Here is a 26,088-nt window from a genome sequence, read left to right on the forward strand (position 1 = left end):
TCTCCCTCCCAACGAGGATCAAGGGCAACCGTTTCTACGAATCCCCGAAAAGACTGATCGATGAGTTCACCATTGCGTAAACTACCGCTTCGCACGGGCTCCGGCTGGAAAGAGGTTCCGCCCCGGGAAACCCCTTGGAAAATTGCCTGGGAAGGCGGGGGCTCTCTTCATTTCTCCGACACCACATTTCGCAAAATCATCTCCGGCGGGCCCTCCGGATCGGTAGAGGCCCCCCTCGCCTACGATCCCGACAGCCACCGCGTTTTCCGCTACTACTGTCCCTCTCTGGCGCCGCGCGAGCGTGAGAATGGACTCCTGTCCATCAATCCGGATACCGGCGCACGAGAAATGACCTTCCCCCTGCATCCGCTTCGGATGATGCCGTGGATGCTGCAAAAAGTGCCCGGGCGCCCTCTCCTGATGAGCTTGGTAGTGACCGATACAAGCCGTCCCGAACGTCCGGGAATCGTGTTGCAGCATCAGCTCGGGCTCTTTCATCTTTCCGAGAAAAAGTCGCTCTTCCGCAATCTTCCGGCCGGCTGCCAACACCCCGTCGCCGCCTCGCCCGCCAGTGACCGACTCCTCTTTCATGGGCCGGACGGATACCAATTGCTCAACCTCAAAGGTCACCGCCAGCTTCTGCTCTCGGACTCTGTCTGGGGAAACGGCCGAGGGGGAGCCGCCTTTCACCCCTCCCGTCAAACCTTTGCCATCGGCGGGCCTCACCTCGCCCTCTACGATCCGAACCAACGGCAGCGACAGGAACTTTGTTCCGGCGGGGCGTTTCCCGCGTGGACTCCGGAGGGCCAAAGTCTCTTTTATGCCACTTCGAGCAGCGACCTCCGGCTCTACCATCTGGAAACGGGTGCCCAGGAAGAAATCGTCTCCATCCCGGCAAACCGACATCCGGAACTCAAGAAGGCACGCTCCGTCGAAATCAGCCCCGACGGTCGCTACTTTGCCCTCCCGATTACCCGACGCTCTCCCTATCATTCAGAGACCGTCCGACCCGATCAGCCCTTGTGGTCCGAGCACCAGACACTCCTCATTGGCGACCGGGAAAACCGGGAGCTCTGGCAGCACCCCGGACCGGTGGATTACTGCTCGTGGACCGGGATCTCGAAGTAGAAAACCGACCCCTCTCCCAACTTGGACCAGCAGCCCACTCGTCCGTGCATGGCCTCGGCGAGACTCTTCACAATCGCCAGCCCCAGCCCCACCGAGTTTTCTCCTCCCGTGGGTCGTGCCGAGAGACGGGCAAATTTGCCAAACAAATTCTTGTGATCTTCCGAGGTGAGCCCGGGTCCTTCGTCACGGACCTCCGTCCGAAGAAAGCCTACCGATCGATGAAAACTCACCCGCGTCACCGATCCGACCGGAGAATATTTCAGGGCATTCGAAATTAGATTTTCAAGGATCTGAAGATACGCCTGCGGATCGCCCATTGCACTGATCGGTTCCTCGGGCTCATCAAATTCGATGGTCTGCTCCTTTTTCTCGGCCCGCTTTCGAAAATTCTCAACGACAAGAGAAGCCGCCTCTCTCGGACAGAATTCTCGGATTTCCCAAACCATAGACCCGGTTTCGATCCGATTCACATCAAGCAAATTACTCAGAAGCTCCAACATCCTCCGGCATTCGTCTGTAGAATCACTGACAATGCCCTGCCATTCCTCGCGGCTCATCTCGACGTGGTCCTGCATCATCTCCAATCCCATGATGACATTGGAGAGAGGGTTCCTCAGATCATGGGCAGCAAAGCCCAGATACTCGTCTTTTTCCGCGGCAAGTTCGGTCAGGTGCTTATTCAGTTCCTCCTTTTCCCGCAGTGCCTTGCGCAACTCCCGCTGCGTATCGACGAGCTGACGTTGAACCGAATCGCCAATTCGCGTCATTTTTGAAGCGGTGTCCAGCAGACGTTGAAATCCCCGGGTCAGCGCGGCAAAGCCTTCCCGGAGCTCGGACGGCTCAGGACTCTCCTGAGAACTGAGCTTCTCTGCCTTCGACAGAATCTCATGCTCCCTGCGGAAGATATCTCGATAATTACGCTCGCGCTGTTCTTTCTTGCTCACCCGTCAATAGGATTTGAGTTCGAAGGGAATCCGCAGGTCGTAAGCGAAATCTTCACCGTTTTCCTGCATTACCTCAATGCCCTCTTTGTAGAGCCAAACGACTTGGACCTTTTTCCCTTCGTCGAAAAAGCCTTCGAGCATTTCCAGCAAATCCAAGATCGTCTTTGAACTACTGGTATTGAAATAACGAAGATCGAAACGAACCTCCAAGCCATCAGAAGCCTTCAAATAGGTCTCCACCCTCTCCACGATCGGCTCGTAAAACTCACGGACATTCTCCGGAAAGGATTCTCCCTCAATGACTAACTGCCCCAACTGCGCATCCAAAGAGATCTTTGGGGTACAATCCGTGGGCTGAATGATAAACGATTCTTCCATGATTAATCCTTCGCGACTCCTGCGGTGACGGTGAAAAAGAGCTGATCCTCATCGACCGGCTCAAACCCACACTCCACCTTCTCGCATCTTCTAAACAGCTCAATGAGACCGAGACCGGCCCCATCGCCCGTGCCCTTGCGCGCTTCCCGCCGTTTCTCCCGATAGAAAGTCCGCAATTCCTCTTGGTCCAGTTTCGATAGAGCGGAGAAGCTCAACTCCAACTGCTCCCGTATCGCAATGGGAATGAGATTACCCGAGGAAACCTGAAAGCAATGGTCTTCCTCACAGATAACCACGACCCCGAGGCCCACGCCCCCCACCTGCTCAGCCGAATAACGGAGAACATTCTGAGCCATCTCGACAAAAACTCCGAGCACCACCAGACGCCGATTCTCCGAAATCGACTCCATACTCTTCAGCAACGCTCCGTATTGCTTTACAATCTCCTGGGAAATCGGACCAGTCACCGAAAGCATCAACCGCTCTCGATTCAAATTCTGGTAATAGTCGAATAGTTTCTGATACATGAGGTGGTAGTGTTTATAAATTTAAAACTCAGAAAGCGCGACCGACTTCTAAAGAAATAGCCCGAGGACCGCGACATCATCTTTTCTCCGAACGGACCCTTGGAAATCACGGAGAGACTTCAGAATCGCCTCCCGCTGTTTCTCCGGATCCTCCCGGTGAATCTTCTCAAGCAAACGACGGAAACGAGACGTGTCGTAGGGTTCGCGGTTTTCATTCGTCTGCTCGACCAAGCCATCCGAGGACAGGTAAAGCTTCATCCCCTTTTCCCGCTTGATGACCTCACAGCTAAAGGTGCGCTGCTCCTCTCTCTGTCGGCCACCAATCGATTTCCGATCTCCCCGCAAAACCTGACATTTGCCCGCTTTCGGACCAGTGGCCGGGATCCACATCAACGGACGCTTGGCTCCCGCAAAGGCGACAGAACTCGAGTCAATTCGAACGATGCAAACATCCATACCATCCTGAGCATCCGCTCCCGGTTGATCCTGCTTCAGCGTCGATCTCACCTTTCGGTGCAACTCCTCAAGAATTTCATCGGGCATCTCCCTTTTCTGCCCGAGGATGATCTCGTTCAGAAAGGTATGACCGATCAAGGACATGAAGGCACCCGGGACTCCGTGCCCGGTGCAATCGACGACCGCTGCAGTCAGGCGAGTCGAATTACGGTGAATCCAGATAAAATCACCCGAAACCGCTTCGCGCGGTTCAAAAATCAGGAAATGACCGGCGATGTCCAAATCCAAAGAGGAGAGATCCGGAAAGACTGCAGATTGGATTCTCTTTGCATAGGAAATGCTGCTCATCAGATCACGAGTCACCTTCTCACTCGCTTCTTTCTCCACGGCCAGTTTGTCTGCCATCTCTTCCCGTCGAGTCATCTCCTCGGCCACTCGCACGAGGACTCCGTTGTACTCGTGGGCGATCTGGCCCACCTCCGTATAGGGATCAAACGGGACCTGGGAGGAGAAATCTCCCCGCTCACGCTGCCGTCTCATATCCCCCAGCAAATCGAGAATCTCGGTGCTGGCACCGTGCTCGCAGACGTTGAGACCTTCCCGCTCTTCCCGCTCGCCAATCCGCAAAGGAAAGACCCGGTTGATCCCGTAAATGAGGAGGCCCCCAAGTACGAAGGTCCAGACGAAGACCGCCCCTACCCCCAGAGCCTGCACCCCAAACTGCTCGCTCCGAGTGAGGCCGGTTCCGAGGATTGAGAGGTCTCCAAAGATCGCAACCGCCAGGGTCCCCCAGACCCCAGGGAAGCCGTGGGCGCAGGAAGCCCCGACGACGTCGTCCACCCGCAGTTTTCCGAGCAAGACAGATCCGTAGTAGCTGAGGACTCCCCCCACGACACCGATGATGATCGATTCGATCTCCGATACGTAGGGAGCACAGGCCGTAATCGCCACAAGACCGGCAACGACCCCGTTCAGCATTTCCTTTAAATCGAAGATCCGGGTCCGAGCCCGCGAGAGACTCAAGATCATGAGGCCCCCGGCCGAAGCAGCGAGAAAAGTATTGAAAATAATCCCTGGAACCGAGGCATCAAAGGCCAAAGTGCTCCCGCCATTGAAACCTATCCAACCAAACCAAAGAATGAGTACCCCGAAAGTGGCCTGCACGAGGCTGTGCCCACTCGCGAGAGATCGCTCCGTAGAGAACCGACCGATGCGAGGCCCGATGACAATAACGCTGGCCAACGCCAACCAGCCCCCAACGGAGTGGACCACGGTAGATCCGGCGAAATCTATGAACCCCAAATTGGCGAGCCATCCATCACCACCCCAAATCCAATGTCCCGAAATCGGGTAAATCACGGCCGTGACCAAAATTGAGATGATCAGGTACCCCGAGAACCTCATGCGCTCGGCAACCGCACCGGCGATAATCGTGGCGGCAGTGGCACAGAAAACCAGCTGGAAGAAAAAGAAGACTCCTTCGGAGAATCCCGTCGACACCTCAAAGAAGAACTCATTCTCACCGAACCAGCCGGTGCTTCCAGCCCCGAACATTAATCCGTAACCAATTGCCCAATAAGCAATTACCGCGACACAAAAATCCACGAGATTTTTCGCCGCGACGTTGATCGTGTTCTTCGTCCGCACGAGACCACTCTCCAGCATGCAAAAACCTAGTTGCATCAACATGACGAGAGCTCCGCTCAGCAAAACCCAAAGGATGTCTAGAGGGGTGTCCACAGTTTTAATGAGCAAATTTAACGCCAATTTAACAATGGTTTACTTCAATTTAACAAGAGGGGGAAGGACATTCTCTTCAATAGAGCAACTGAATCCGCGCGGAGAATCCGACAAACCCCAAATCCGGAGCGAAACCTTCAAAATCAGTGCAGATCCAAGCAAAGTCGGTCTAAAAACGGATCAAAACAGGGAGGCAAAGACCATCCCCGTCTGCCATGAAGAGGACCCATCCTTTTCACATCTTTCGAACTTCGGCAAATTCCCAGAGGAAATCGTCGACCTCTCCAGAGCTTTTCTCCATTCATGATGGTTTGCGCCATGACTTACGATTTCACGACATTTCCTGATCGAGCCAAAACCGGAAGCCTTAAATGGGACCGTTACGCGGGCAAAGAAGTGCTGCCTCTCTGGGTAGCGGATATGGATTTCCGATCGGCACCCGAGATCCTCACAGCCCTCCACGAGAGAGTGGATCACGAGATCTTCGGCTACACCATCCCCCACCAGGAGCCCATCGACGCCGTTCTCTCCTATCTGAAAACCCGCCATAACCTCGAAGTTTCAGCCGAATCGCTAGTCTGGCTCCCCGGCCTCGTTCCGGCCCTGAATCTCGCTGCCCGAGCATTTTGCAACGACGGCGGCTCCGTCATCACCTCGACTCCGGTCTACCCGCCTTTCCTCAGCGCTCCGAAGAACGCTGACGTTCCTCTGAACGCGGTCCCGCTCCTACGCGAAGGAGACCGCTGGGCGATGGACTTTGACCAGTTGGAGAAACAACCGGCTGGCGGCACGTTTTTCCTCTGTAATCCCCACAATCCTGTGGGAACCTGCTTTCCAGAAAAAGACATCCGCCGTCTCCTCGAACTCTGCCGGGAGAAAAATTGGATCCTTTGCTCCGACGAGATTCACTGTGACCTCGTCCTCGACGAAAGTGCAAAACACATTCCGACCCTGACCCTCTCCGACAACGAGAAGGATCAGGTGGTCTCCCTCTACGCCCCGAGCAAAACCTACAATCTTCCTGGGCTCGCCACCGCCTTCGCCGTCATCCCCGGCACCCGCCTCCGCGCTCAGTTTAAGCGCCAGATCATGGGGATCATCACCGAAATCAACTGCTTCGGCTACGCCGGGTGCGCGGCCGCCTACAACCACGGCGAGCCATGGCGTCAGGAGTTACTCTCCGTTCTTCGCACGAATCGCGACCGAGTCTACCAGTTTTTCGCCGACAAGAGCGACCGCGTGAAGATTTTCCCCATGGAAGCTACCTACCTCGCGTGGTTCGATTGCGGCCAACTTCCGGTGAAGGATCCCGCTCAATTCTTTGAAGAATTTGGAGTGGGTCTTTCCGACGGTGCCCCCTTCGGCGCCCCGGGGTGGCTTCGACTGAATTTCGGTTGCCCCTCCGCAACCCTGGAAGAGGGACTCAAGCGGATGCAGCAGGCCTTTGACTCGCTGTAACGGGCGCAAGAGGCGCAGCTAAAGCTACTGCCCTACTCCTGTACCACAGGCTGCCAGCCTGTGACGCCAATCGAGAGCATAGAAGCTCTCGCTACTTTGGGGCGTCAGATGCTTTCTCTGGAGTTCTCGACGAATTCTCCGTCCTGCATGGAGAGGACGACATCGCAGAGTTTGGCCAGGTTTTGATTGTGCGTTACCATGAGCACAGCCTGACCATGTTCGTGGCATAGCTTCCTCAAGAGATCGAAAACCATCGTGGAATTCTTTACGTCGAGATTTCCGGTTGGTTCGTCGGCGAAAATCACCGCAGGCTCGTTCGCGAGGGCGCGGGCCACGGCGACGCGTTGCTGCTCCCCTCCCGAAAGCTGATTGGCCAACCGGTGCGCTTTGTTACCGAGGCCCACTTCATCGAGAAGGCTCTGCGCGCGATCCCGCATTTGCTCGTCGGAGAGCTTCTGCAACTTCCTCATCGGGAGCATCAGATTTTCTAAAGCGGTGAATTCGGCGAGCAGGAAGTGGAACTGGAAAACAAACCCGATGGAAGAATTTCTCACGTCAGTGCGCACTTCATCGGAAGCCTTGGCCATATCCTGGCCCGCAATCCAGATGTCGCCGTCATCCTGACGGTCGAGAAGACCGAGGAGATACATGAGCGTACTCTTGCCGCAACCGGAGGGTCCAACGATCGAGTACATCAACCCGGGCTGTAACTCCAAACCAACTCCCCGCAGGACGTGAACCTCGGATTCACCCTTCCCCAGATACTTGTGAATGTTCGAGCATCGGAGGACAGGGGCTTGTGAATTTTGATTCTTCTCTTCCATCTCCATCCCCTTAGCCACTGGTTCCGCGAATAATATCACCCGGTTCAAGTCGTGAGGCGCGACGCGCCGGGATGTAGGAAGCGACCATCACGATCACGGCGGCAATCACCGATGCGGTCGCATAGTGGGTCCAATCCCAATGAACGACAAAACTGTCCGTGGCAAAAATCCCGCGGATTCGAATCGGCAGACGCGAGATCCCATACGTGCACAACGCTGCCAAAGAGCAGCCGAGCGCAAGTCCCATGACCAACACGGTGAATCCCTGCCAAAGAAAGATTCGGCCGACGTCTTTTCGCCGATAGCCCATGGAGCGGAGGATCGCGATCTCCTTGGTTTTCTCCATCACGATCATGACCAACGTGTTGAACATGCCGAGACCGGAGATCAAAATAATACTCGAAACCGTGATCCCTGAGGAAACCCGAAGGGCACGGAAGACCTGCAGCCAAGTTTTTTCCCGTTCCTGCCAGCTCATCGAACCGTGCCAGACGACACGCTCAATTCGATCAGCGACTTCCGGGGCACGCTCATGGTCCAGCAGCGTCGCCTGAATATAGGAGACCCCAAACGGCTTCTTGAGCAAAGTCCTTGCCGCCGGCAGGTGAACAAAGACGCGCTCTTTGTCGACCTGCTCAATCCCGGTTTCATAGATGCCCGAAACCCGAAAGCGCATGTTTTCTCCACTGGCGTCCAATAGGACTGGATCGCCAACATCGAGCATCATCCGTTGGGCCAGTTTTGTCCCAACCAAGACCCCATAAGGGTTGTCGCGGAAATCGTCCAGATTCCCGTAGACAATCTGTGTAGCGAGATCGGAGACGTTCACGAAACGCTCGAGGACGATCCCGTAGGGTTTGCAATACATCTCGCGAAAGTTGCCCTTGATCTGCGCCGAACCCCGTAAGACTTCGGCCACGGAAACGACTTCGCGAAATCTCTGGACCGCGTCCATGACCTCATCCGGATGCTCGACCCCTTCGACGTAGTCCACTCCGTCTTCCATCGAAATCTGGAACCCCGTTCCGCCTTCGACTTCCATCGAGCGCATCGTTTGCTGGATGCGGTCTTCGACCCGGAGAGCGCCGTTCACCCCCAGCATGGTGCGGATGAAGAATTGCTCAAATCCGGAAGTCTGCGCCTGGGTCACGATGAAGAACGCGACCCCGAAAACAATCCCGATCAAGCTCATGAACATCGACCGCTTCCTCGATAGGAGAAAGCGAACGGCGATCAGAAAATTGGTTGAACCTCGGAACATGAACGGTCCCCGAGAGACTAGTTTTCAGATGGGTTTGCGATGGAGACGTTGTCGCCATCCCGGAATCGATCAATTTCGTCGGAAATGACCATATCCCCCTCTTTCACGCCTTCAATGATTTCAGCCTGATTCAGACCAAGGAATCCACTACGCACCTGACGCATCTCCACCTTCCCGTCGTTGACGACGTAAATGAAGTTTCCAAAAAGGGCGCGACGCGGAACCAGAAGGGTGTCTTCCCGACGGTTCTTAATGATGCTGACCTCACCGGTAAGACCTGAGCGGAGATACTCTTGGCCCTCCTCCAGTTCCAGATAAACCGTATACTGCTGAGTCTCGGGGTCCGCATTGGGAAGAACCTTCTCAACGTGGGCTTGGAAGATCCGATCGCCAAAAGCGAGGAAACGGATCCGAGCCGGATGCCCGATTTGGATGCCGGCAAAATTCTCTTCATTCACCTTCGCCTCAACGAGAAGCTCATCACTGTAAAGGGTCGCGAGGGAAGTGCGAACTCCCACAAGCTCACCCGGCCAAGCAAAGATACGGGTAATGATCCCAGAAACAGGAGCATACACTGTCGTTTTCTCGAGTGTACGCTGCCATTCCTTCAACTGAATCTCCATTTGAGCCAGTTGGTTGTCATCCGAAATCTGCTGCTCTTTCTGACTCTCAAGGAGGAGCTGATAACTTTCCCGCGCCCGCTCGATATCCAAATCCGAAAGGTTCCCTCCACGGTAGAGGCGTTCCGAATTTTTCAGATCCTGCTCCGCTTGCTTCCGCTTGATTTCGTCATCCTGGCGAAGGACAATACGTTGCTTGAAGGCTTCGTAATTCGCCTTGAACGATTCGTACTGCAAACGCAAATCGGTCGGATCGATCTCAACCAAGAGCTCCCCCTCTTCGACCCGGCGACCGAGCTCCAGAGAACTGCTCAGGATCCGACCACTCACCTCGGTGGTAAGAGTCAGGCTGTAAGCGGGATTAACCGTGAGACTCCCTGGGACCGCATCCAGAGCGACACCGCGGGTAACGGGAGCCACGGTTGCTTTCGGTTGTAGCCCCGTCAAAAAGAACCATACGACTCCCGCGATCAGGGCGAGAGGGATGATGATCTTTAATAATAGGGAAAGGAAGGAGTTTGATTTCTTAGCCAATTCTTTGTCTTGGTTGAATAGCAGGAGACGAACGAAACCGCGGTTCCGTTCAAAGTTTCACAAAAAGACCGCGCTTAAACGTCAGTCTCGCTGAACTGGAGATAGTCGACGGCCCGGTCTGCATTAATGACCACGAGGTAGTCGGCAATGGCTTGGAGAAGGGCCGCGCGAGCAACGTGCAGATTGTACTCGTCAGCATAAAATTCCGCCTGACTGCTCCGGAATTCATTCATCGAAACCCGACCTTGGCCATACTGGGTCTTCACCCGTGAATAGATCTTCGAGTCCAGGTCGAACCGCCGTTCGACAAGCCGTTGCTTGCGGATCATGGCCATCAGGTCATTGGTCATCTTATAGCGCTCTTCCTCAAGAAGGTCGATGTTGGTACGAATCTGGCTTTCAAGGCGACGCTTCTGCAAGAGATTGATACGACGGCTGGCCTGAGTCGCGAAACCGTCAAATACGTTCCAACTCACAGAGAGACCGGCAAACCAACGAATTGTGTCCACATCATTGGCGGTCGCGGTGTTCACCGGAGCTTGGCTGACGCTGGCACTGAAGCTGACGTTCGGTCGCTGACGAGACTTGATGATAGTCGAATCCAGATCGATTTTCTCCATCGTATTCCGGTTCAGCTGAATGTTGAAAGTTTCTTCGACCCAAGTCGGATCCAATTCATCTCCACGGATCTCCGCCTCCAACGCATCAAGGTTAATGGGAGAAACTCCAGAAGGGATTTGCGGATCTTCTTGCACACCACTGATTCGCTTGAATGAAGAGAGGGTCTCATTGCGCTCGTCTTCGAGCTCTTCGATTTCGATGAGGGAGTTGTCCAACTCAATGAGATAAGAAAGGTATTCTTCCTCAGAAAGGCGCCCTGCACGGTAATCCGATTCGCGACGGGCCAAGCTGGTTTCCAAATTGGCTCGGCGCAGGCGGAGATTGCGCAGCTGCATTTCATTCAGGATCAACTCAAGGTATTGGTCCCGCAGGCGTTGCACCGTGGTCTGAAACTTCTCCTTGGTCTCCAAAAGGCTGTTCTCAAAATCAATCTCTCCCTGCTCGACTCCAGCTTCGACGGCACCCCAGAAAAAGAGAGGACGATTCAAACCGACCGAAACCGAACCGGAAGCACTGCCGTCACTTTCTTCCCCACTCCGTTGAACGTAACGATAACCGAGGTTACCTCCGATTCCCAAACTCGGGTAATAGCGCGAGCGGGCGATGCGAAGACGCTCTTGCGCGACCTCACGGTCAATCCCGACCCGAACCAATTCCGGAGCTTGGCGCCCTGCTTTTTCAAGGATCTGTCGGAGCCCCGGATAGTAATCCTCGGGTAAAGGCAAATCGGTCATCCGCAGAGTAGAGCCCTCTGCAACCGCGCCGCCCTCTTCTTGGGCGGAAATGAACCCGACGGGCAGGGCGAGTAAAACAAAGGGGAGAACCCTCGGGAGGAGTTTGGAAACCGTCATAGGAGGTGAAGAAAGAGGGAGGAGCGGAGGGCTTCAACTAAAATAAACTGCGGCACCGTCAAATATTCGGCGACCTGCCATTATACATTAGTCCCCATTCGCTCGCGTTTGTATTTTCTCCGGTTAATCTCTTCGCACCATTCGCGGTTCTCGAGATACCAGAGGATCGTCTTGCGAATGCCAGTCTCAAAAGTCTCTGCAGGAGTCCACCCGAGTTCTGTCTCAATCTTGGTCGCATCAACCGCGTAGCGGCGGTCATGGCCGGGACGGTCGGTCACAAAAATCTTCTGGTCCTGATAAGAACCTCCTGCCTCGCGGGGGCTCACCTCGTCGAGGATCTGACAGATCTGGTCGACAATCTCAATATTCGGCCGCTCGCATTTCCCTCCGATATTATAGGTCTCCCCCACTCGCCCTTTCTTCAGAACTTCAAAAATGGCGGAACAATGGTCTTCCACGTAGAGCCAGTCGCGAATGTTCATCCCGTCTCCGTAGATCGGCAGATCCTTCCCCTCGAGAGCGTTGAGAATCATCAGGGGGATCAATTTCTCGGGAAACTGAAACGGACCATAATTGTTCGAACAGTTAGTCGTAACCACGGGAAGTCCGTAGGTGTGGTGGTAAGCCCGCACGATGTGGTCACTCGCAGCCTTGGAGGCGGAGTATGGGCTGTTCGGGCAATGGGAATTCTTCTCGGTGAAAGCAGGATCCTCCGGAAGCAGAGATCCGTAGACCTCATCGGTCGAAACATGGAGAAAGCGAAAAGCCTTCGCCTTGTCCTCAGGAAGCTCCTTCCAGAACTTCCGAACCGCCTGCAGCATTCGCAGAGTTCCATTCACGTTGGTCTCGAAAAACGGTTCGGGGGAATCGATTGAGCGGTCGACGTGAGACTCAGCCGCAAAGTTCACAACGGCCGTGACGTCATACCCTTTCAGCAATCGAGAAACGCCTGCTTCATCACCGATACTACCTTCCACCAAGACGTAACGCGAATCTTCCTCCAAATCGGCCAGATTCGCCGGATTGCCCGCATAGGTCAGGGCATCAAGATTGACGACGGTGCCATCGAAACGGCCGTCCGAGAGGAGATAACGGACAAAATTGGACCCGATGAAACCGCATCCACCGGTGACGAGAATCGCTTGCTTGCTCATAAACCCATCATGCTTTGTCCGCAAAACGGGGAAACGCAAGTCCAAGAGTATCTTAAGCCGTCCCCTCCGAGGCGTCCGGCTCTTCGGCCGCCAATTGGCTCATCCATTCATCCCAAGTAGGCCAGGAACGAGCCAGCCCCTCACGAGCGAGTCGTTCGCGCAACTCCGGTTCCGTCAACAGATCGCGGATGCCGGCCGAAAGTTGGCCAGGATCTTCAACGCGCACCGTCCGGCATCCTCCCCCAGCCGCGATTTCCCCCACGGCCCCTTCGCCGGAACAGACACAGGGCCGCCCCCGCACGAGTGACTCCGCCACGGGGAGGCCATAACCTTCCGCCAGCGAGGGAAAAACCGTGAAGGCCGCCTTCGCGTAAAGTTCTTCCAACTCCGCATCGGAAACTTGTCCGAGCCAGTCGACCGAGCGACCCTTTGAGCGCAATTCCGCGATCCGGTCGGGAATCTCATTTTCATTCTTCGCCCGCCGGCGGCCTACTAGAGTGAGCGAAAACTCCACTCCCTCCGTCCAGAGCAACTCGGCGGCCTCCAAAAGCGCAGCATGATTCTTCCGCGCCTCGAGGGTCCCCACACAAAGGATCTCCAGCGGCCGCTCCTGCCTTGCCGGATGACTCCGCCCTCCTCCCGGAGGCCATGGAAGCACTTCCGGCTCCGCTCCCGCGACTCCTTCTTCCCGCTGAAAACGCTGCCACTCCGAAGCCGTGGCCTGGGAAGGGCAAATCACCCGCTCCACCAAACCGAGAAAGCGAAGGTAATCCGTGAATCCCTCCCGTCGGGAATCGGGAGTCCATTGCGGGCTACTCCAGCTCAACAAGTCATGACAGACCGCCGCCATCTCCATCTGGCGGGCACCGGTAGCGGCCAGGTCATCCAAAAATCGCAATCGATCGCCACTCGGTATCTCCGGAATCAACAGGAGGGTTCCTTCGGGTTCGTGTAAAAAATCGATTTCCCATTTCTTCTCCCAGCGGTCGAGAAATCGGGAGATGCCCCTTTTCCGGTGAAGCCCGCGGGAAAAGACATCAATCAGCCGGCGGCGCTCTCCGCGGGTGGGAGCCCGAAAGCCCTCTCCACTCCAGATCACGGGGATCCACTCTTCCATCCGCACCGCCCCATAGAGGATAAGGCTTCGCACAACCCGCTGGATTCCGGTGTGATGCAGCGTGTTAGCCGTTGCGGTAGCGTCGATGTAGATCTTATCCATTCGGCCTCCCGTGTTTGCGCAGGGAATCGGCCCGGGCCCGCATCCATGCGGAGGGCTTTGAACGCAACCGCAGGAGGAAGGTCAAAGCATCCCAGGTTTTGCGACCATTGAGCTTCCAAGGACAGGTCTCATGTCGCTTTAGGTAATGCTTGGGCCAATCCTGCAGTCCCCACTTCTCGGTCTGGTCTCCCCACCGGGCCAAAAAACGACGAATGTTCCCGTCATCCCGATCCTTTCTCCCGGGGCTCGCACTGACCCAGTGCCCAATCCGACTGCCAAAAGCGACGCGATTTTCGTGCTGAGCCTCATCGAGCCGCAAGCAGAGATCGATATCCTCAAACCCATTACGGTAATCGGCATCGAAACCTCCCATGGATTCGAATAACTCTTTGCGAATGAGGCAACAGGCCGCGGTGACCGCCCGAAACGAACGCATTCCGGTCTTCGGGATCGAACGATAGTTCTGACCCCAATGTTCGGGGATTCCCCACGGCGCAAAGACAATGCCCGCATGATCGATCCTGCCGGTATGAGCATTTAATTGCACATTTCCGACCATCCCGGATCGATCGTCCAAGCAATCGATCATGGGCTCGATCCATCCCGGTCGCAGGACCAGATCGTTGTTGAGAAAGGCCAGAATTGGGGCCTTGGCCTCTGCCGCTCCCCGATTGTTTGATCCAGCGAAGCCGAGGTTTTCCTCATTCAGCAAGACCCTTACCTCAGGACGGTCCAGTTCGCGCAGGAACTCCCGGGTGCCATCGGTGCTGCCGTCATCCACTAGGATGACCTCGTAAGGAATTTCCCTCAGGGTTTGCGCCAGCTCGTCGAGAAACGTGCGCGTCAGGTCGAGCCGATTGTAGAGTGCGGTGATAATCGAAACCGCTGGAGCCTCTGCCCGACTATTCACGCGCCCCTCGCCCTCGGCAATCCCCTCCCCGACCGGATCAATCCTGAATCAGGGCTCGGAGGTAATCCGCATAACTGGTCTTCCCCAAAGCAGTGGCAAGCTCTTCCAGCTGAGGCTCATTGATCCATCCATTGCGGAAAGCAATTTCCTCAATGCAGGCGATCTTCAGGCCCTGCCGTTGCTCAATCACCTGCACGAAGGAAGCCGCCGCATGCAGACTGTCATGAGTTCCGGTGTCGAGCCAAGCGGTGCCACGGCCCATCACTTCGACGCGCAAACGCTCTTCTTCCAGATAGAGTCGGTTGAGGTCCGTAATCTCCAGCTCGCCACGCGCGCTCGGCTTGAGCGAACGAGCCATCTTGCAGACATCCCCTTCGTAAAAATAAATTCCCGGGACGGCAAAACGGGACTTCGGTTTCTCCGGTTTCTCTTCGAGGCTGACCACTCGGCCCGAATCGTCGAACTCGACGACCCCGTAGGCCTTGGGGTTGGAAACCTCGTATGCGAAAATGACCGACTCGTCGGAATCGGCTGCGTTGCGAATCGCGGAAGTGAAATTGCCTCCGTAGAAAAGGTTGTCACCGAGAACGAGCGCCGCCGGGGCACCGTCGAGAAACTTCTCCCCGATCAAAAAGGCTTGAGCGAGCCCCTCCGGCCGAGGTTGCTCTTCGTAGGAAAAACTCATCCCGAGACCCGAACCGTCGCCGAGGAGTTTACGAAAGAGCGGAAGATCTTCCGGAGTGGAGATGATCAACACCTCCCGAATCCCGGCGAGCATCAAAGCCGACAGAGGGTAATAGACCATCGGCTTGTCGTAGACAGGCATGAGCTGCTTGCTGACCGCACGGGTTAGCGGAAAGAGACGAGTGCCCGATCCCCCAGCGAGAATGATGCCTTTGCGTTGCTTTTGGGTAGTCATAAAGTGGTTAGAATTGTCCCTGGAACCCGCGGCGGCAAACGTTTTTAACACCCCCCCTTTTTGAAAGGAATGGACTTCCTCCAGCCTGTTTGACAGCTCTCGCCCGAGAACGCATCCTGTCGCCATGAAATACCGCACCCTCGGATCCACCGGTTTAGAAGTTTCAGTCATCGGCGTAGGCACTTGGCAATTCGGAGGAGAATGGGGCCGCACCTACTCGGAGAGCGACGCAAGCAAGATTTTCGCCGCCGCCCGGGACAGTGGGATCAATCTCATCGACACGGCCGAGTGCTACGGCGATCACCTCTCCGAGTCACTGATCGGAGCCTCGGTCGCTGAGAATCGCGAAGATTGGATCATCGCCACCAAGTTCGGTCATCATTTTAAGAAAAACTTCGACCGCAACCAAGTCATCGACCCCGAATCCGTGGTCAAACAGCTAGAGGACTCCCTCCGCGCCCTCCGCACCGACTATGTCGACCTCTATCAATTCCACTCTTTGGATGACCAAGCCTTCGCCACCGAAGGCCTCTGGGAAGCGTTGGCCAAGGAAAAGGAGAAGGGCAAAATCCGCCACCTCGGCACCTCGATCGGCAGCAACACGAACTCCCACCAGGTGAAGGCCTCTCCCGATGTCGGGTCGGAGGTGATTCAGGTCGTTTACAATCGGCTCGATCGCGCCCCCGAATCGGAAGTTCTCCCAACCTGTCAGGAAGAGAATCTCGGTGTGCTGGCCCGGGTGCCGCTCGCCAGCGGTTATCTCAGTGGCAAATATAAGCCCGGCGCTCAGTTTCCCTCCAACGACGTGCGCAATGCCTGGCACACTGACAATTTTCGGGACTCGCGATTGAGGGAGGTCGAAAAGATCCAACGCGAGGAAGTTCCGGAGGGCACGGATATGGCCCAATGGGCCCTGGCTTGGTGCCTGAAGAATCCAGCCGTCACCTCGGTCATCCCGGGTTGTAAAGACGCCGACCAGACCCGGAAGAACGCTGCGGCGGCGGATTTGCTCGAATAAGAGCCAGCAGACCGCGGCCCTCGCCCAGGCCTATTCGCTCAGCTCTGGTCCGCGGCCCAAACGGCCGCACCGATGATACCGGCCTTGTTCTTGGCCGTGGCGTGGCGGAGTTCGCAGCGGGTCTTGATCAAGTCTTTCACTTCCGGAAATTTCTTTGCGCCCCCACCTCCGACGATAATCATCCGAGGCCAGTAAAGATCCTCCAAGTGCTTCAGATATTCTTCGAACCGCTTGGCCCACTCTTCATTACTCAGGCCGTCGCGCTCCTTCGCGGTTCCGGAAACGTAATCTTCCGCCTCCCGCTTCCGACCGAAAAACATACGACCCATCTCCGTGTTTTGAACCAGCTTTCCGTCCGTAAAGAGAGCCGACCCCAGGCCGGTTCCAATCGTCAGCAAGATCACCGATCCGTCGACTCCCTGGCCGGCCCCGAAACGCACCTCAGCCACTCCAGCGGAATCGGCATCGTTCAGACCCCGAACCGGACGCTGAAGACGTTCGGAAAGGGCCTCCTCCAATGAGAACCCAATCCAATCCTGGTGAAGATTCTGCGCGGTCAAAACCTTTCCATCACGGACGACCCCGGGGAACCCTACCCCCACCGGCGAGATATCGCCAAAGGTTTCCAAAACCTCTCCGCAGGCATCGATGATCGCACTCGGCGTCGCCGGACGAGGGGTATCGATTCTTTGGCGCTTGGTGATTAAGCTTCCATCATCCGTATCGACCACTGCTGCTTTGATGCGAGAACCACCGATATCAATTCCAATTGCCTTCATAATTCAGAGATTTTGCGAGGGGTCGGTATCCAATGTGAATTCCCCATACCTTACCAGTGGTTTTTTTCGTTCTTTTTCGATTTTTCTGGGAAATCATCCGACCTTTGAGGGAGCACAGTCGCTTTGACAGAATGACTTTTCCAGCGGAAACTCCTCTCTCTACTCGCCCTTCGATGCCGGAGGGCAACTCACTATGTGGACGATCATCTTCTTTCTCTGGTTTCTCTCTCAACTCGCTGGTTTTGGCGCCCTTATCCATCTACTCCTTTCGCGCAAACGCACGACCTCCCTGGTTCTCTGGGCCTTGTGGCTCCTGATCTTTCCAGCCTTGGGGATTCCACTCTACCTGACCATCGGCTCAGACCGAATTCGCCGCCGTTCGATCCCTTCCCATCCCCCGGGAGAGCACCTGGAAGACCCCAATGCGCCATTAGGCTCTCCCGAGATCGCTCCGCTCCTGCAGAACGTCTCCCACCTATCGGGAAACACCCTGACTCGTGCCAGCGGTCTCAAACTTCTTCCCGATACCACGACCTACTACCCCCATCTTCTGGAATCCATCGATAAGGCCGAGAAGTTCGTTCACATCCAGACCTACGTATTTCGGATGGACTCCGCGGGCGACCGCCTCCTCGAAGCCCTCTGCCGCGCCGCAAAACGCGGGGTCGAGGTTCGCCTTCTGGTCGATGAAATCGGTTCCGCTTCGACCCGAACCCGCTATTTCAAACCCCTCATCCAGGCGGGTGGCCAGTTCAGCTGGTGCATGACCGTGCAGCCCTTCCGAAACCGCTATTTCCTGAATCTGCGCAATCACCGGAAGATCCAGGTTATCGACGGCAAGATCGCCTACGTCGGAGGGATGAACTTCGGGGTCGAATACGAAGGCAAGGACTCTGAAGTCGGTCCTTGGCGCGATATGCAAATGTCGGTTCGGGGGCCCGTCGTCGACGCCCTGCAAACCGTCTTCGCCACCGACTGGTCCTTCGCTACCGAGGAATGGCTGGCCGATCGCCACTACACGGGATTCTCCAACGACGACGCCAATATTCCGGTCACCGTCGTCAACAGCGGCCCAGACGAGCCAGACCGTTCTTTCCTCAAGACCTTTATTTTCACCTGCAATCACGCCAAGGAGAGGCTCGATGTCTTTACCCCCTACTTCGGTCCGGAAGAATCCGTCATCCTTGCCATGCAGCTGGCCGCACGCCGCGGAGTCCGCGTCCGGATGCTCATCCCCACCCCGAACGAACATCAATACATGGTCGATATTGGCCGGGCTCACTACGAACAACTCATGGAGGACGGGGTCGAGGTCTACGAATACCACGAAGCCGTTCACCACGGCAAAGTCTACATCATCGACGACAATCTATTCGTCCTCGGCTCGACCAATCTCGACGCTCGTTCGCTCCGAATCAACTTCGAGACCACCCTCCTGATTGAGGATAGGGATACCGTCGCCCAGCTCGACAAACATTACGAAGTCTTCTTCGAACGGGCCGAACGCATCGAACTTGAAAAATTCCGCAACCAACCGCTCACCGATAAATTAAAGCAAGGCATCTCCCGACTCTTTGTGCCGATCCTATGAAATTCCGCCTTCTCAGCTTCAACGTCCAAAATCGGCGGACCGAACGCACCGCCCACCTTCGCAGCCGCATGGCGGAGATCGCCGATCTCATCCTCGCGCAAAAGCCCGACGCCGTCTGCCTCCAAGAGGTTCTCCCCGAAGCCTACCCCTACCTCCTCGAACGAATCGCTCCGAAGGACGCGGTCTTCTATCCCCGTGAAGACGGCACCCATACCGGCGAAGGGGTGCCCATTATGCTTCTCGGCGATTGCTTCTCCGTTTTCCACTCGGATCGGTTCTGGCTCTCCCCCACGCCGGATGAACCCTCGATCGGCTGGAAGGCCCGCTGCCATCGGCTGGCCGGAGTCCTCGGCCTCCACCCGAACCAAGATCCGGAGACCCGTGTCTGGCTCATCAATCTTCATCTCGACCACAAGAGCCGGGAGTCCCGGGCGCGCAGCCTCGAACTGCTGGAACAACGGCTTGAGACCTACGACCGCAATCCCGACGACCACATTCTCCTTTGCGGCGATTTCAACATGAGACCGCGCAACCCTCTTTTTCAGGAACTCCTTTCCGGCCCCCCGGGTTTCAAGGACGCTTCCCGTAAAGAAGGAAAACCGGACCGCAGCCAAACCTTCCACGGCTGGAGCCCTCTTCGCCTCGGCCGCGGACGCCTCGACTACTGCTTCCACACCCCCGAACTGCATTGCCAGGAATACCACGTCATTCCCGCCGCCATCGACGGGCGCCGGCTCTCCGATCACAACCTCATTCTGACTGAGTTCGAATCCACTCGCTCGGCCGGATGAGCGAGGAGCCCGGATTGAAGGTTTGAAAGGTGAAGATTTGGCTTTCGAGCCGATCACACGCGAATCGAGAGCTGGAAGCTCTCGCTACTCTGGGCTCTCCCCGAACTCGCATTATACCGAATTTAGGAAGTTTTGATAGTTATGGCGGGATGGGAAATGAGTCTGAGCAAGGCGGCCCAATTGGAGGCGGGTCTGCGACCCGTGCCAATTGGGCTAACGCTGCTCGGGCTCATTTCCCGCCCGTCCCAGGGGGATGCGTCCAGAATCGAAGGTCGCGGCGTTGCAGGGATCGGAGCGTATCTCGATACTAATCAGATCCCTGCGCCTTGCGCTGCTTCGATTCTGCGCTGCACCATAACGGTCAAACCTTACTAAATTCGGTATTACTTGAGTCGTGCGATTCCCACGATAGGGCCCAAATTCCCACCGGCCTACCGACTCACCGACCCACCGACTCACCGACCCACCGACTCACCGCATTCGCGGAAATCCCTGGCCTTGGGATTTGCAGGGAAGGTGGAATGCCGTTTGGCTCTCTTTCCGTGGCGAGAAAATCAAATGGAAAACTTTGGGCGGAATTCGTCCGCAGCGGAGGAACGGCGAAAAACCGGGCCTCCACTCCGGAACGGGTCGACCGACGTCCGATGGACGGCATCATTCTCGGAGTCGATCCCAGTCTACGCGGGACGGGGATCGCTGTGATCGAAACCAAGGGACGCCAGGCGACCCTGCTTCACTCCGAGGTTTTTCGATTTCCGCCGTCTTACAAAACGGAGGGATGCATTGGCGAGATATCCCGGCGCCTCGATAAGATTCTTCAGGATTTCCCCATCAAAGTTGCTGCCGTCGAAGAGGCCATCTACGTCCAGAATTATCGGACCGCACTGGTTCTGGGAGCCGCCCGCGGATCGGCGATCGCTGCCATGGTCCTTCGCGGGGTTGAAATTAACGAATATCCCCCGCTCCGCATCAAACAAGCCGTGGTGGGCTACGGTCGAGCGAGTAAGGAGCAATTGCGCAGCACTCTTGTGCAGATGGTCGCTGGCGCGACCGAGAAAATCTCCCTCGACGAGTCCGATGCGACCGCGGTCGCCATGTGCCACTGGTTCACGACCAAACGGCCCCACATCACCTCCTGACAGTCACTCTCCTCCATTCTGCTCGCTCATGTCCTCCTCTCAGTATGACAGCCTCGTAATCGGTGGGGGATTCGGAGGACTCTCGGCCGCCTGTCGCATCGCTGCAGCCGGGAAATCGGTGCGCCTCCTCGAGAAAAATTCCCACCTCGGTGGGAAATGCGATTATTTTGAGCGGGACGGGTTTCGTTTCGATCTGGGTCCCTCGGTCCTGACCCTCCCCTTCGTCCTCGATGATTTATTTCAATCTGTCGGTCGCGACCGCCGGGACTATCTAGAGATCGAACCGGTGGAACCGGGCTGCAGTTATTTCTTTTCCGACGGATCCCGATTCGATGCCCCCGGGACAATGGACGACTTTGAATCAGCGATTGCCGAGAGCTTTCCCGATGAGATCGACGGATTTCGACGATTCAGAGCCTACATTACGCGCCTTTGGGAAGTCAGCGGACCCGCTTTCCTTTTCAACCCGCCGGGCCTCCCGGCTCTTCGTTCGATCCCTTGGGCGAAAGCCCTCCGAGCCCTCCCCGATTTCCTTCCCGGTCGAATGGAACCCCGGTTGCGGAAATATTTTCGAGATCCTCGCCTCATCCAATTGTTTTCCCGCTTTGCCACCTACAACGGCTCAGATCCACACCAAACCCCGGCCATCTTCAATGTGGTTGCCTACGCCGAGCTGGCCTTTGGCTCTTGGCGATGCCGCGGCGGCATGTACGCCTTGGTCCAGGCGCTCGAAAAACTCGCCGGTGAACTCGGAGTGGGAATCGAAACCAACGCCGAGGTCGACCGAGTTTCTTTCGATTCTCAAGGACGGGTAACAGGAGTCTCACTGTCCGACGGAGAGATGCTCCAGTCCCCCTCCGTCATTTGCAATCAGGACACCCTCCAAAGCCGGACAGGCCCCCTCTTGGCCGATCACCCCGCCCACTCCCAACAGGCCCGGCGCACCGCGCGCAAGGAGGCTTCCAGCAGTGGATTTGTCATCTTGATGGCCCTGCAAAACCGTCACCCCGATCTAGCCTGTCACAACGTGTTTTTCCCGGGAGACTACCGCGAGGAATTTCATGCCCTGTTCACCGAGCCCCGACCTCTTCCCGATCCGACTCTCTACCTTTCGCGCCCCTCGGCCACCGAGCCCCATCTCGCCCCGGAGGGCAAGGAGGGATGGTTCGTCCTCGTCAACGCCCCGAGCCTACAGAAGTTTCAAAATTGGGAAAACGACGCCTACGCCAGTCGAGTCATCGAACAGCTCCTCCAGCGCTATCCGATCGACCCTGAGGAAATCGAATGGTCGCACTACCACGGCCCGACCTTTTATCAGGAATCCTACCGCGCCTGGAATGGATCTCTCTACGGGATGAGTTCCAATACTCAGCGACAAGCCTTCCTTCGCTCCCCGAATCGTGACCGCCGTTGCCCGGGTTTGTTTTATGCGGGAGGATCTGCCCATCCCGGAGGAGGAATTCCCCTCGCCCTCTTAAGTGGCAACTTCGCAGCGGACGCCTGCCTCTCATTTCTCGACCCATGAAGTGGCTGTCGGTTCTCCTCCTCAGCTCCTTTTTCTCCATCACCATCCTCGCAGCGGGTTCATCGGTAACCCCACCTGAGAGCGACTCCACAAGTCGCCCTCCGAAGCACATTCCCAGCAATGCACCCGATCAGGGGAACCTCCCGGAAGAAGAGGATCATGGACTCCTTCGGGGAGACCAATACGACTATCTCGACCATGCCAAAAACTCCGTCTACCTGACATTCGCCGAGAACCTCCAGATCCTCGACAGTTTTCTGTCGGACGGAACCCTCATTGAAGACGAGACCTTCCACAACCGAATCCGGCTGATGCCCTACCTCGTCTACCAAGAGAGCGACTCATCTGACTACCAATTCAAACTGGATTACTACGCCTCCATTCGCCTGCGACGCCTGGAGAAACGATTGAGCCTGATCATCGACACCGGTGACCTCGCACCTCTCCCCAATACCCAGCCCAACGAAGAGGACAACGACCCGCAAATCGGCCTGCAGAAAAGGATCCTCAAAGGCACGTCAGTCAAAGTCGGGGGAAAGGTCCGCTGGCCCCCTGTCGGGTACGTAATCGGCACCTGGTCCCAAGGTTTCCAGCCGATAGACTGGCAGATGATCCCCAAATACAGTGTCTTTTACCAGACAGATGAGGACGGATTTGGCACTGGAGGCAACTTTCTGCTCGGCCGCTGGTGGGACCCGATCATGCTCAAAAGTGACACTGGATTTCGTATTACGGAAGCCACGACTGGTATCGAATGGGCATCCTCCGTCACCTTGGCACATGTCTGGCGATTGATCGAACCCACAGATCGCCGCCCACTCGTCTCTGCCCGGTCCTACAATGAGGGTATCGACCTGATCTATCGTATCTCCGGCCACATCAGCGGACATAAGACGATTGATGAGCATCGCGTCATCGCCAACTATCGCCACCCCCTTCGGAAAAATTGGCTCTTTTTCTTTGTGAGTCCCGAATTATTCTGGCAACGCGAGAACAATTGGGCACCCGAGTTCCGCCTCCGGGTCGGAATTGATGCACTCTTCTGGGGCGTCACTCGGTAACGGAGAGCAAAACCTCTCGTCCCGAAGCTCGCGCCTCACGCGGGATTCACCGTCTCCGAGCAGCTCTCCCGCAAGCTCTATGCGATCCGGTAGAACCTCCTAAACCAGAAGTGGAACCTCTCCAGTGGGTTCCTCAACGATGGGTTTGTCTGCGGTGGGATTCAGCGGATAGCGGAAGAGACGCCCTTCGTAATTCCGGAGAACAATCTCATCCTCCGTCACCTTCTCGACATAGTCGGGATTGATCGGAATTTTCCCTCCACCACCGGGAGCGTCGATGACAAATTGAGGGATCGCATAGCCAGTCGTGTTTCCACGAAGGGCCCGAATGATCTCCACCCCTTTCTCCACCGAAGTGCGGAAGTGGGAGCTTCCCGTGATGAGGTCGCACTGGTACAAGTAGTACGGTCTGACGCGCATCATCAACAACCGGTGGATCAGCGAGCGATAAATCTCGGGGTTGTCGTTCACTCCATTCAGCAGAACCGATTGATTCCCGATCGGAGTTCCGGAGAAGGAGAGGCGCTGGCAGGCTTGATAAAGCTCTTCCGTACATTCCTTCGGATGATTGACGTGGATACTCATCCAGATCGGCCCATGCTTCTTGAGCACCTCACAGAACTTGTCATTGATCCGCTGTGGAAGAAAAACCGGGATACGACTGCCGATACGGATGAACTCCACATGCGGAATCGCCCGCAAACGACCAAGAAGGTAATCTAGCTTCGTATCGTTTAGAAGCAGTGGGTCTCCTCCACTGAGCAAGACGTCCCGTACTTCCGGGTGATTCTCAATATACTCGAGCCCCGCTTCGAAGCTCGGGTGAAAATTGTAATCCTGGGCATTGGAGACGAGGCGACTCCGCGTGCAGTAGCGGCAATACGAAGCGCAACGATCCGTCACCAAAAACAGAACCCGATCCGGATAACGGTGGACCAGACCTTCGACCGGCATAGTGGACTCCTCCCCGACCGGATCGAGAAGCTCTTCGGGTGCGGTGCGCGTTTCGCCGGCACGCGGGATCATCTGGAGCCGAACGGGGCAGTTCGGATCTTTCGGATCGATTAAGTTAAAAAAGTAAGGGGTGATGGCGAGAGAGAGCTTGAATTCGGCAAACCGAGTACCCGCTTTCTCTTCGGGGGTGAGGTCGATATACTTCTCGAGCTGCTCTACCGAAGTGATCCGGTTCTGCAGCTGCCAGCGCCAACTCTTCCACTTTTCCTCTGGGACGTCGGACCAGTAGCCCTGGCCCTTGTACCAATTATCACGGCGATCGTCTGGATACATAAAAATTCTTTCTAACTTTCAGTTGGGAAACTAAAGAGAGTACGGGGGTTCACCTGAAAGTCAAAGGGGTGAACGTTTTCCCTCTTTTGCTCTATTTCGGAGACAAATCTCTGTGAAGCACAAATCCCACGAGAATCCGCAGGTTTTTTCTTTGCGCCCGACACTTCAACCGATCACAAAGACAAATATGGAATACGAACCAGCGGTTTTTGCCCTCGAGGACGGAAGCTGTTTTTACGGCGTTGCTTTCGGCGCCAAGAAAACAGTGGTCGGTGAGGCCGTCTTTAATACGAGCATGACGGGCTATCAGGAAATCCTCACGGATCCCTCCTACTTCAGCCAAATCGTCACGATGACAGCTCCCCAAATTGGCAATTACGGGGTCAATATCGACGACATTGAGTCAGCCCACCCGCAAGCCAGCGGTTTCGTGGTCCGCGAAATTAGCCCGGTCGCCAGCAACTGGCGCTCGACCCAGAGCCTCCCCGACTACCTGAACGAGAATGGCATCCCTGGGATCAGCGGGGTCGACACCCGCGCCATCACCAAGAAGCTGCGCACTTCCGGCGCCATGAAAAGCTGCCTTTCAACGGAAGGCATTTCCGGCGAAGAAGCCGTAAAGCGCGCCCGCGAATGGGCTGGCCTCGTAGGAGTCGACTTCGTCAAGGACGTTACTCGCAAAGAAGAAACACTTTTTGAGGGGACCGCCGAAAGCTGCACCCCGTTTACCGTCATTGGCACCCATCTCGGCAAGATTCGGGAACCGCGGAAGCGTTTCCGGATCGCCGCCATCGACTACGGCTCCAAAGACTCGATGCTCAAGCATCTCTATGACCATGGGTTTGACGTCACAGTCTTCCCTGCAACTTGCTCGGCCGAGGAGATCGAAGCCTTCAATCCCGATGGCGTGTTCCTAACCAACGGCCCCGGAGACCCCGCAGCGGTCACCTACGCCCACGAAACGGTTCGGAGCCTCATTGATCAATATCCGGTCTTCGGGATCTGCTTTGGTCACCAAGTGATCACCCATGCCATCGGAGGGAAAACCTTTAAGCTGAAGTTTGGTCACCGCGGCGGAAATCAGCCGGTCAAAAATCTGGAGACGGGCCAAGTCGTCATCACGGCCCAGAACCATGGATTTGCCTCCGAACCCGATTCCATCGCAGATCGGGCCATCGTGAGTGAAATCAATCTCAACGATAAGACGGTCGCCGGACTCCGATTGAAGGATCGCCCGGTCTTCTCCGTCCAATACCATCCCGAAGCAGGCCCCGGCCCGAATGACGGGACGGGGAACTTCGAGAAGTTTTACCAAATGGTAGCAGCTTTCGCCCAAGAGGGCGAAAGCTGAGA

The 26,088-nt window shown here is 56.1% G+C and carries 25 protein-coding genes; 11 read left to right on the top strand and 14 right to left on the bottom strand.

What is annotated here, in order from left to right; translation table 11 throughout:
* The first annotated feature begins 60 nt into the window (after positions 1-60).
* Positions 61-1,128 carry a WD40 repeat domain-containing protein gene (locus H5P30_RS01445; RefSeq protein ID WP_185691186.1) on the top strand — a complete coding sequence of 356 codons (1,068 nt, stop codon included), beginning with the start codon at positions 61-63 and terminating at the stop codon, positions 1,126-1,128.
* On the opposite strand, the gene H5P30_RS21945 is transcribed toward H5P30_RS01445, so the two are convergent.
* Genes H5P30_RS21945 through amt form a run of 4 tightly spaced genes read right to left on the bottom strand, consistent with a single transcriptional unit; the run spans position 1,098 to position 5,173 of the window.
* Entirely contained in the window at positions 1,098-2,072 is a 975-nt protein-coding gene (locus H5P30_RS21945; RefSeq protein WP_185691187.1) for an ATP-binding protein, read from the bottom strand. The two genes, H5P30_RS01445 and H5P30_RS21945, sit on opposite strands and share 31 nt — an antisense overlap.
* Before the next feature lie 3 nt (positions 2,073-2,075).
* Positions 2,076-2,450, bottom strand: a complete 375-nt coding sequence (locus H5P30_RS01455) for a DUF1987 domain-containing protein (protein ID WP_185691188.1) — start codon at positions 2,448-2,450, stop codon at positions 2,076-2,078.
* A gap of 2 nt (positions 2,451-2,452) precedes the next feature.
* Complete coding sequence (locus tag H5P30_RS01460; RefSeq protein WP_185691189.1) at positions 2,453-2,977, bottom strand: SiaB family protein kinase; 525 nt, start codon at positions 2,975-2,977, stop codon at positions 2,453-2,455.
* A 48-nt stretch (positions 2,978-3,025) separates the two neighbouring features.
* Positions 3,026-5,173 (bottom strand): ammonium transporter, encoded by a 2,148-nt coding sequence (gene amt / locus H5P30_RS01465; RefSeq protein WP_185691190.1) that lies wholly within the window; start codon positions 5,171-5,173, stop codon positions 3,026-3,028.
* On the opposite strand from amt, the gene H5P30_RS01470 reads away from it, so the two are divergent.
* Complete coding sequence (locus H5P30_RS01470; RefSeq protein WP_185691191.1) at positions 5,166-5,480, top strand: hypothetical protein; 315 nt, start codon at positions 5,166-5,168, stop codon at positions 5,478-5,480. The genes amt and H5P30_RS01470 overlap by 8 nt on opposite strands.
* Positions 5,481-5,491: 11 nt before the next feature.
* Complete coding sequence (locus tag H5P30_RS01475) at positions 5,492-6,631, top strand: MalY/PatB family protein (RefSeq protein WP_185691192.1); 1,140 nt, start codon at positions 5,492-5,494, stop codon at positions 6,629-6,631.
* Between the two features lie 104 nt (positions 6,632-6,735).
* Here the strand turns inward: H5P30_RS01475 and H5P30_RS01480 are convergent, their stop codons facing one another.
* From H5P30_RS01480 to rfbA, 8 genes are all read right to left on the bottom strand, one after another.
* Positions 6,736-7,494: an ABC transporter ATP-binding protein gene (locus H5P30_RS01480; protein ID WP_221774251.1), complete on the bottom strand. Its 759-nt coding sequence runs from the start codon at positions 7,492-7,494 to the stop codon at positions 6,736-6,738.
* Positions 7,466-8,653 (bottom strand): ABC transporter permease, encoded by a 1,188-nt coding sequence (locus H5P30_RS01485; protein ID WP_185691193.1) that lies wholly within the window; start codon positions 8,651-8,653, stop codon positions 7,466-7,468. Before H5P30_RS01485 ends, H5P30_RS01480 begins: the two co-directional genes overlap by 29 nt.
* 80 nt (positions 8,654-8,733) lie before the next feature.
* Positions 8,734-9,870, bottom strand: a complete 1,137-nt coding sequence (locus H5P30_RS01490; protein WP_185691194.1) for an efflux RND transporter periplasmic adaptor subunit — start codon at positions 9,868-9,870, stop codon at positions 8,734-8,736.
* A gap of 74 nt (positions 9,871-9,944) precedes the next feature.
* A complete protein-coding gene (locus tag H5P30_RS01495; protein ID WP_185691195.1) occupies positions 9,945-11,342 on the bottom strand; it encodes a TolC family protein in 1,398 nt (465 codons plus the stop codon).
* Between the two features lie 80 nt (positions 11,343-11,422).
* Positions 11,423-12,496: a dTDP-glucose 4,6-dehydratase gene (gene rfbB, locus H5P30_RS01500; RefSeq protein ID WP_185691196.1), complete on the bottom strand. Its 1,074-nt coding sequence runs from the start codon at positions 12,494-12,496 to the stop codon at positions 11,423-11,425.
* A gap of 52 nt (positions 12,497-12,548) precedes the next feature.
* A complete protein-coding gene (locus H5P30_RS01505; protein ID WP_185691197.1) occupies positions 12,549-13,715 on the bottom strand; it encodes a glycosyltransferase family 4 protein in 1,167 nt (388 codons plus the stop codon).
* On the bottom strand, positions 13,708-14,625 hold the full coding sequence (locus H5P30_RS01510) for a glycosyltransferase (RefSeq protein WP_185691198.1): 918 nt from the start codon (positions 14,623-14,625) through the stop codon (positions 13,708-13,710). Before H5P30_RS01510 ends, H5P30_RS01505 begins: the two co-directional genes overlap by 8 nt.
* 37 nt (positions 14,626-14,662) lie before the next feature.
* A complete protein-coding gene (gene rfbA, locus H5P30_RS01515; RefSeq protein WP_185691199.1) occupies positions 14,663-15,544 on the bottom strand; it encodes a glucose-1-phosphate thymidylyltransferase RfbA in 882 nt (293 codons plus the stop codon).
* A gap of 124 nt (positions 15,545-15,668) precedes the next feature.
* Here rfbA and H5P30_RS01520 point away from each other — a divergent pair, with 124 nt between their 5' ends.
* Positions 15,669-16,562, top strand: a complete 894-nt coding sequence (locus H5P30_RS01520; RefSeq protein WP_185691200.1) for an aldo/keto reductase — start codon at positions 15,669-15,671, stop codon at positions 16,560-16,562.
* 38 nt (positions 16,563-16,600) lie between these two features.
* Here H5P30_RS01520 and ppgK read toward each other — a convergent pair whose 3' ends face one another.
* Positions 16,601-17,341 (bottom strand): polyphosphate--glucose phosphotransferase, encoded by a 741-nt coding sequence (gene ppgK / locus H5P30_RS01525; protein WP_185691201.1) that lies wholly within the window; start codon positions 17,339-17,341, stop codon positions 16,601-16,603.
* A gap of 193 nt (positions 17,342-17,534) precedes the next feature.
* Between ppgK and cls the strand changes: the two genes are divergently transcribed.
* The 6 genes from cls to H5P30_RS01555 all read left to right on the top strand — a co-directional run bounded on the left by cls (position 17,535) and on the right by H5P30_RS01555 (position 23,448).
* Positions 17,535-18,932 carry a cardiolipin synthase gene (cls, locus tag H5P30_RS01530; RefSeq protein ID WP_185691202.1) on the top strand — a complete coding sequence of 466 codons (1,398 nt, stop codon included), beginning with the start codon at positions 17,535-17,537 and terminating at the stop codon, positions 18,930-18,932.
* Positions 18,929-19,723: an endonuclease/exonuclease/phosphatase family protein gene (locus tag H5P30_RS01535; RefSeq protein ID WP_185691203.1), complete on the top strand. Its 795-nt coding sequence runs from the start codon at positions 18,929-18,931 to the stop codon at positions 19,721-19,723. The genes cls and H5P30_RS01535 overlap by 4 nt, the downstream gene beginning before the upstream one ends.
* A 141-nt stretch (positions 19,724-19,864) precedes the next feature.
* Complete coding sequence (locus H5P30_RS01540) at positions 19,865-20,098, top strand: hypothetical protein (RefSeq protein WP_185691204.1); 234 nt, start codon at positions 19,865-19,867, stop codon at positions 20,096-20,098.
* A 167-nt stretch (positions 20,099-20,265) separates the two neighbouring features.
* Entirely contained in the window at positions 20,266-20,862 is a 597-nt protein-coding gene (locus H5P30_RS01545) for a crossover junction endodeoxyribonuclease RuvC (RefSeq protein WP_185691205.1), read from the top strand.
* A 28-nt stretch (positions 20,863-20,890) separates the two neighbouring features.
* Positions 20,891-22,387 (top strand): phytoene desaturase family protein, encoded by a 1,497-nt coding sequence (locus H5P30_RS01550; RefSeq protein WP_185691206.1) that lies wholly within the window; start codon positions 20,891-20,893, stop codon positions 22,385-22,387.
* Positions 22,384-23,448 carry a hypothetical protein gene (locus H5P30_RS01555; protein WP_185691207.1) on the top strand — a complete coding sequence of 355 codons (1,065 nt, stop codon included), beginning with the start codon at positions 22,384-22,386 and terminating at the stop codon, positions 23,446-23,448. The genes H5P30_RS01550 and H5P30_RS01555 overlap by 4 nt, the downstream gene beginning before the upstream one ends.
* Positions 23,449-23,547: 99 nt before the next feature.
* On the opposite strand, the gene H5P30_RS01560 is transcribed toward H5P30_RS01555, so the two are convergent.
* A complete protein-coding gene (locus tag H5P30_RS01560) occupies positions 23,548-24,735 on the bottom strand; it encodes a KamA family radical SAM protein (RefSeq protein WP_185691208.1) in 1,188 nt (395 codons plus the stop codon).
* 187 nt (positions 24,736-24,922) lie between these two features.
* On the opposite strand from H5P30_RS01560, the gene carA reads away from it, so the two are divergent.
* Positions 24,923-26,086, top strand: a complete 1,164-nt coding sequence (gene carA, locus H5P30_RS01565; protein ID WP_185691209.1) for a glutamine-hydrolyzing carbamoyl-phosphate synthase small subunit — start codon at positions 24,923-24,925, stop codon at positions 26,084-26,086.
* Positions 26,087-26,088: the final 2 nt, after the last annotated feature.

It is taken from the genome of Puniceicoccus vermicola (assembly GCF_014230055.1).
GTDB lineage: Bacteria > Verrucomicrobiota > Verrucomicrobiia > Opitutales > Puniceicoccaceae > Puniceicoccus > Puniceicoccus vermicola.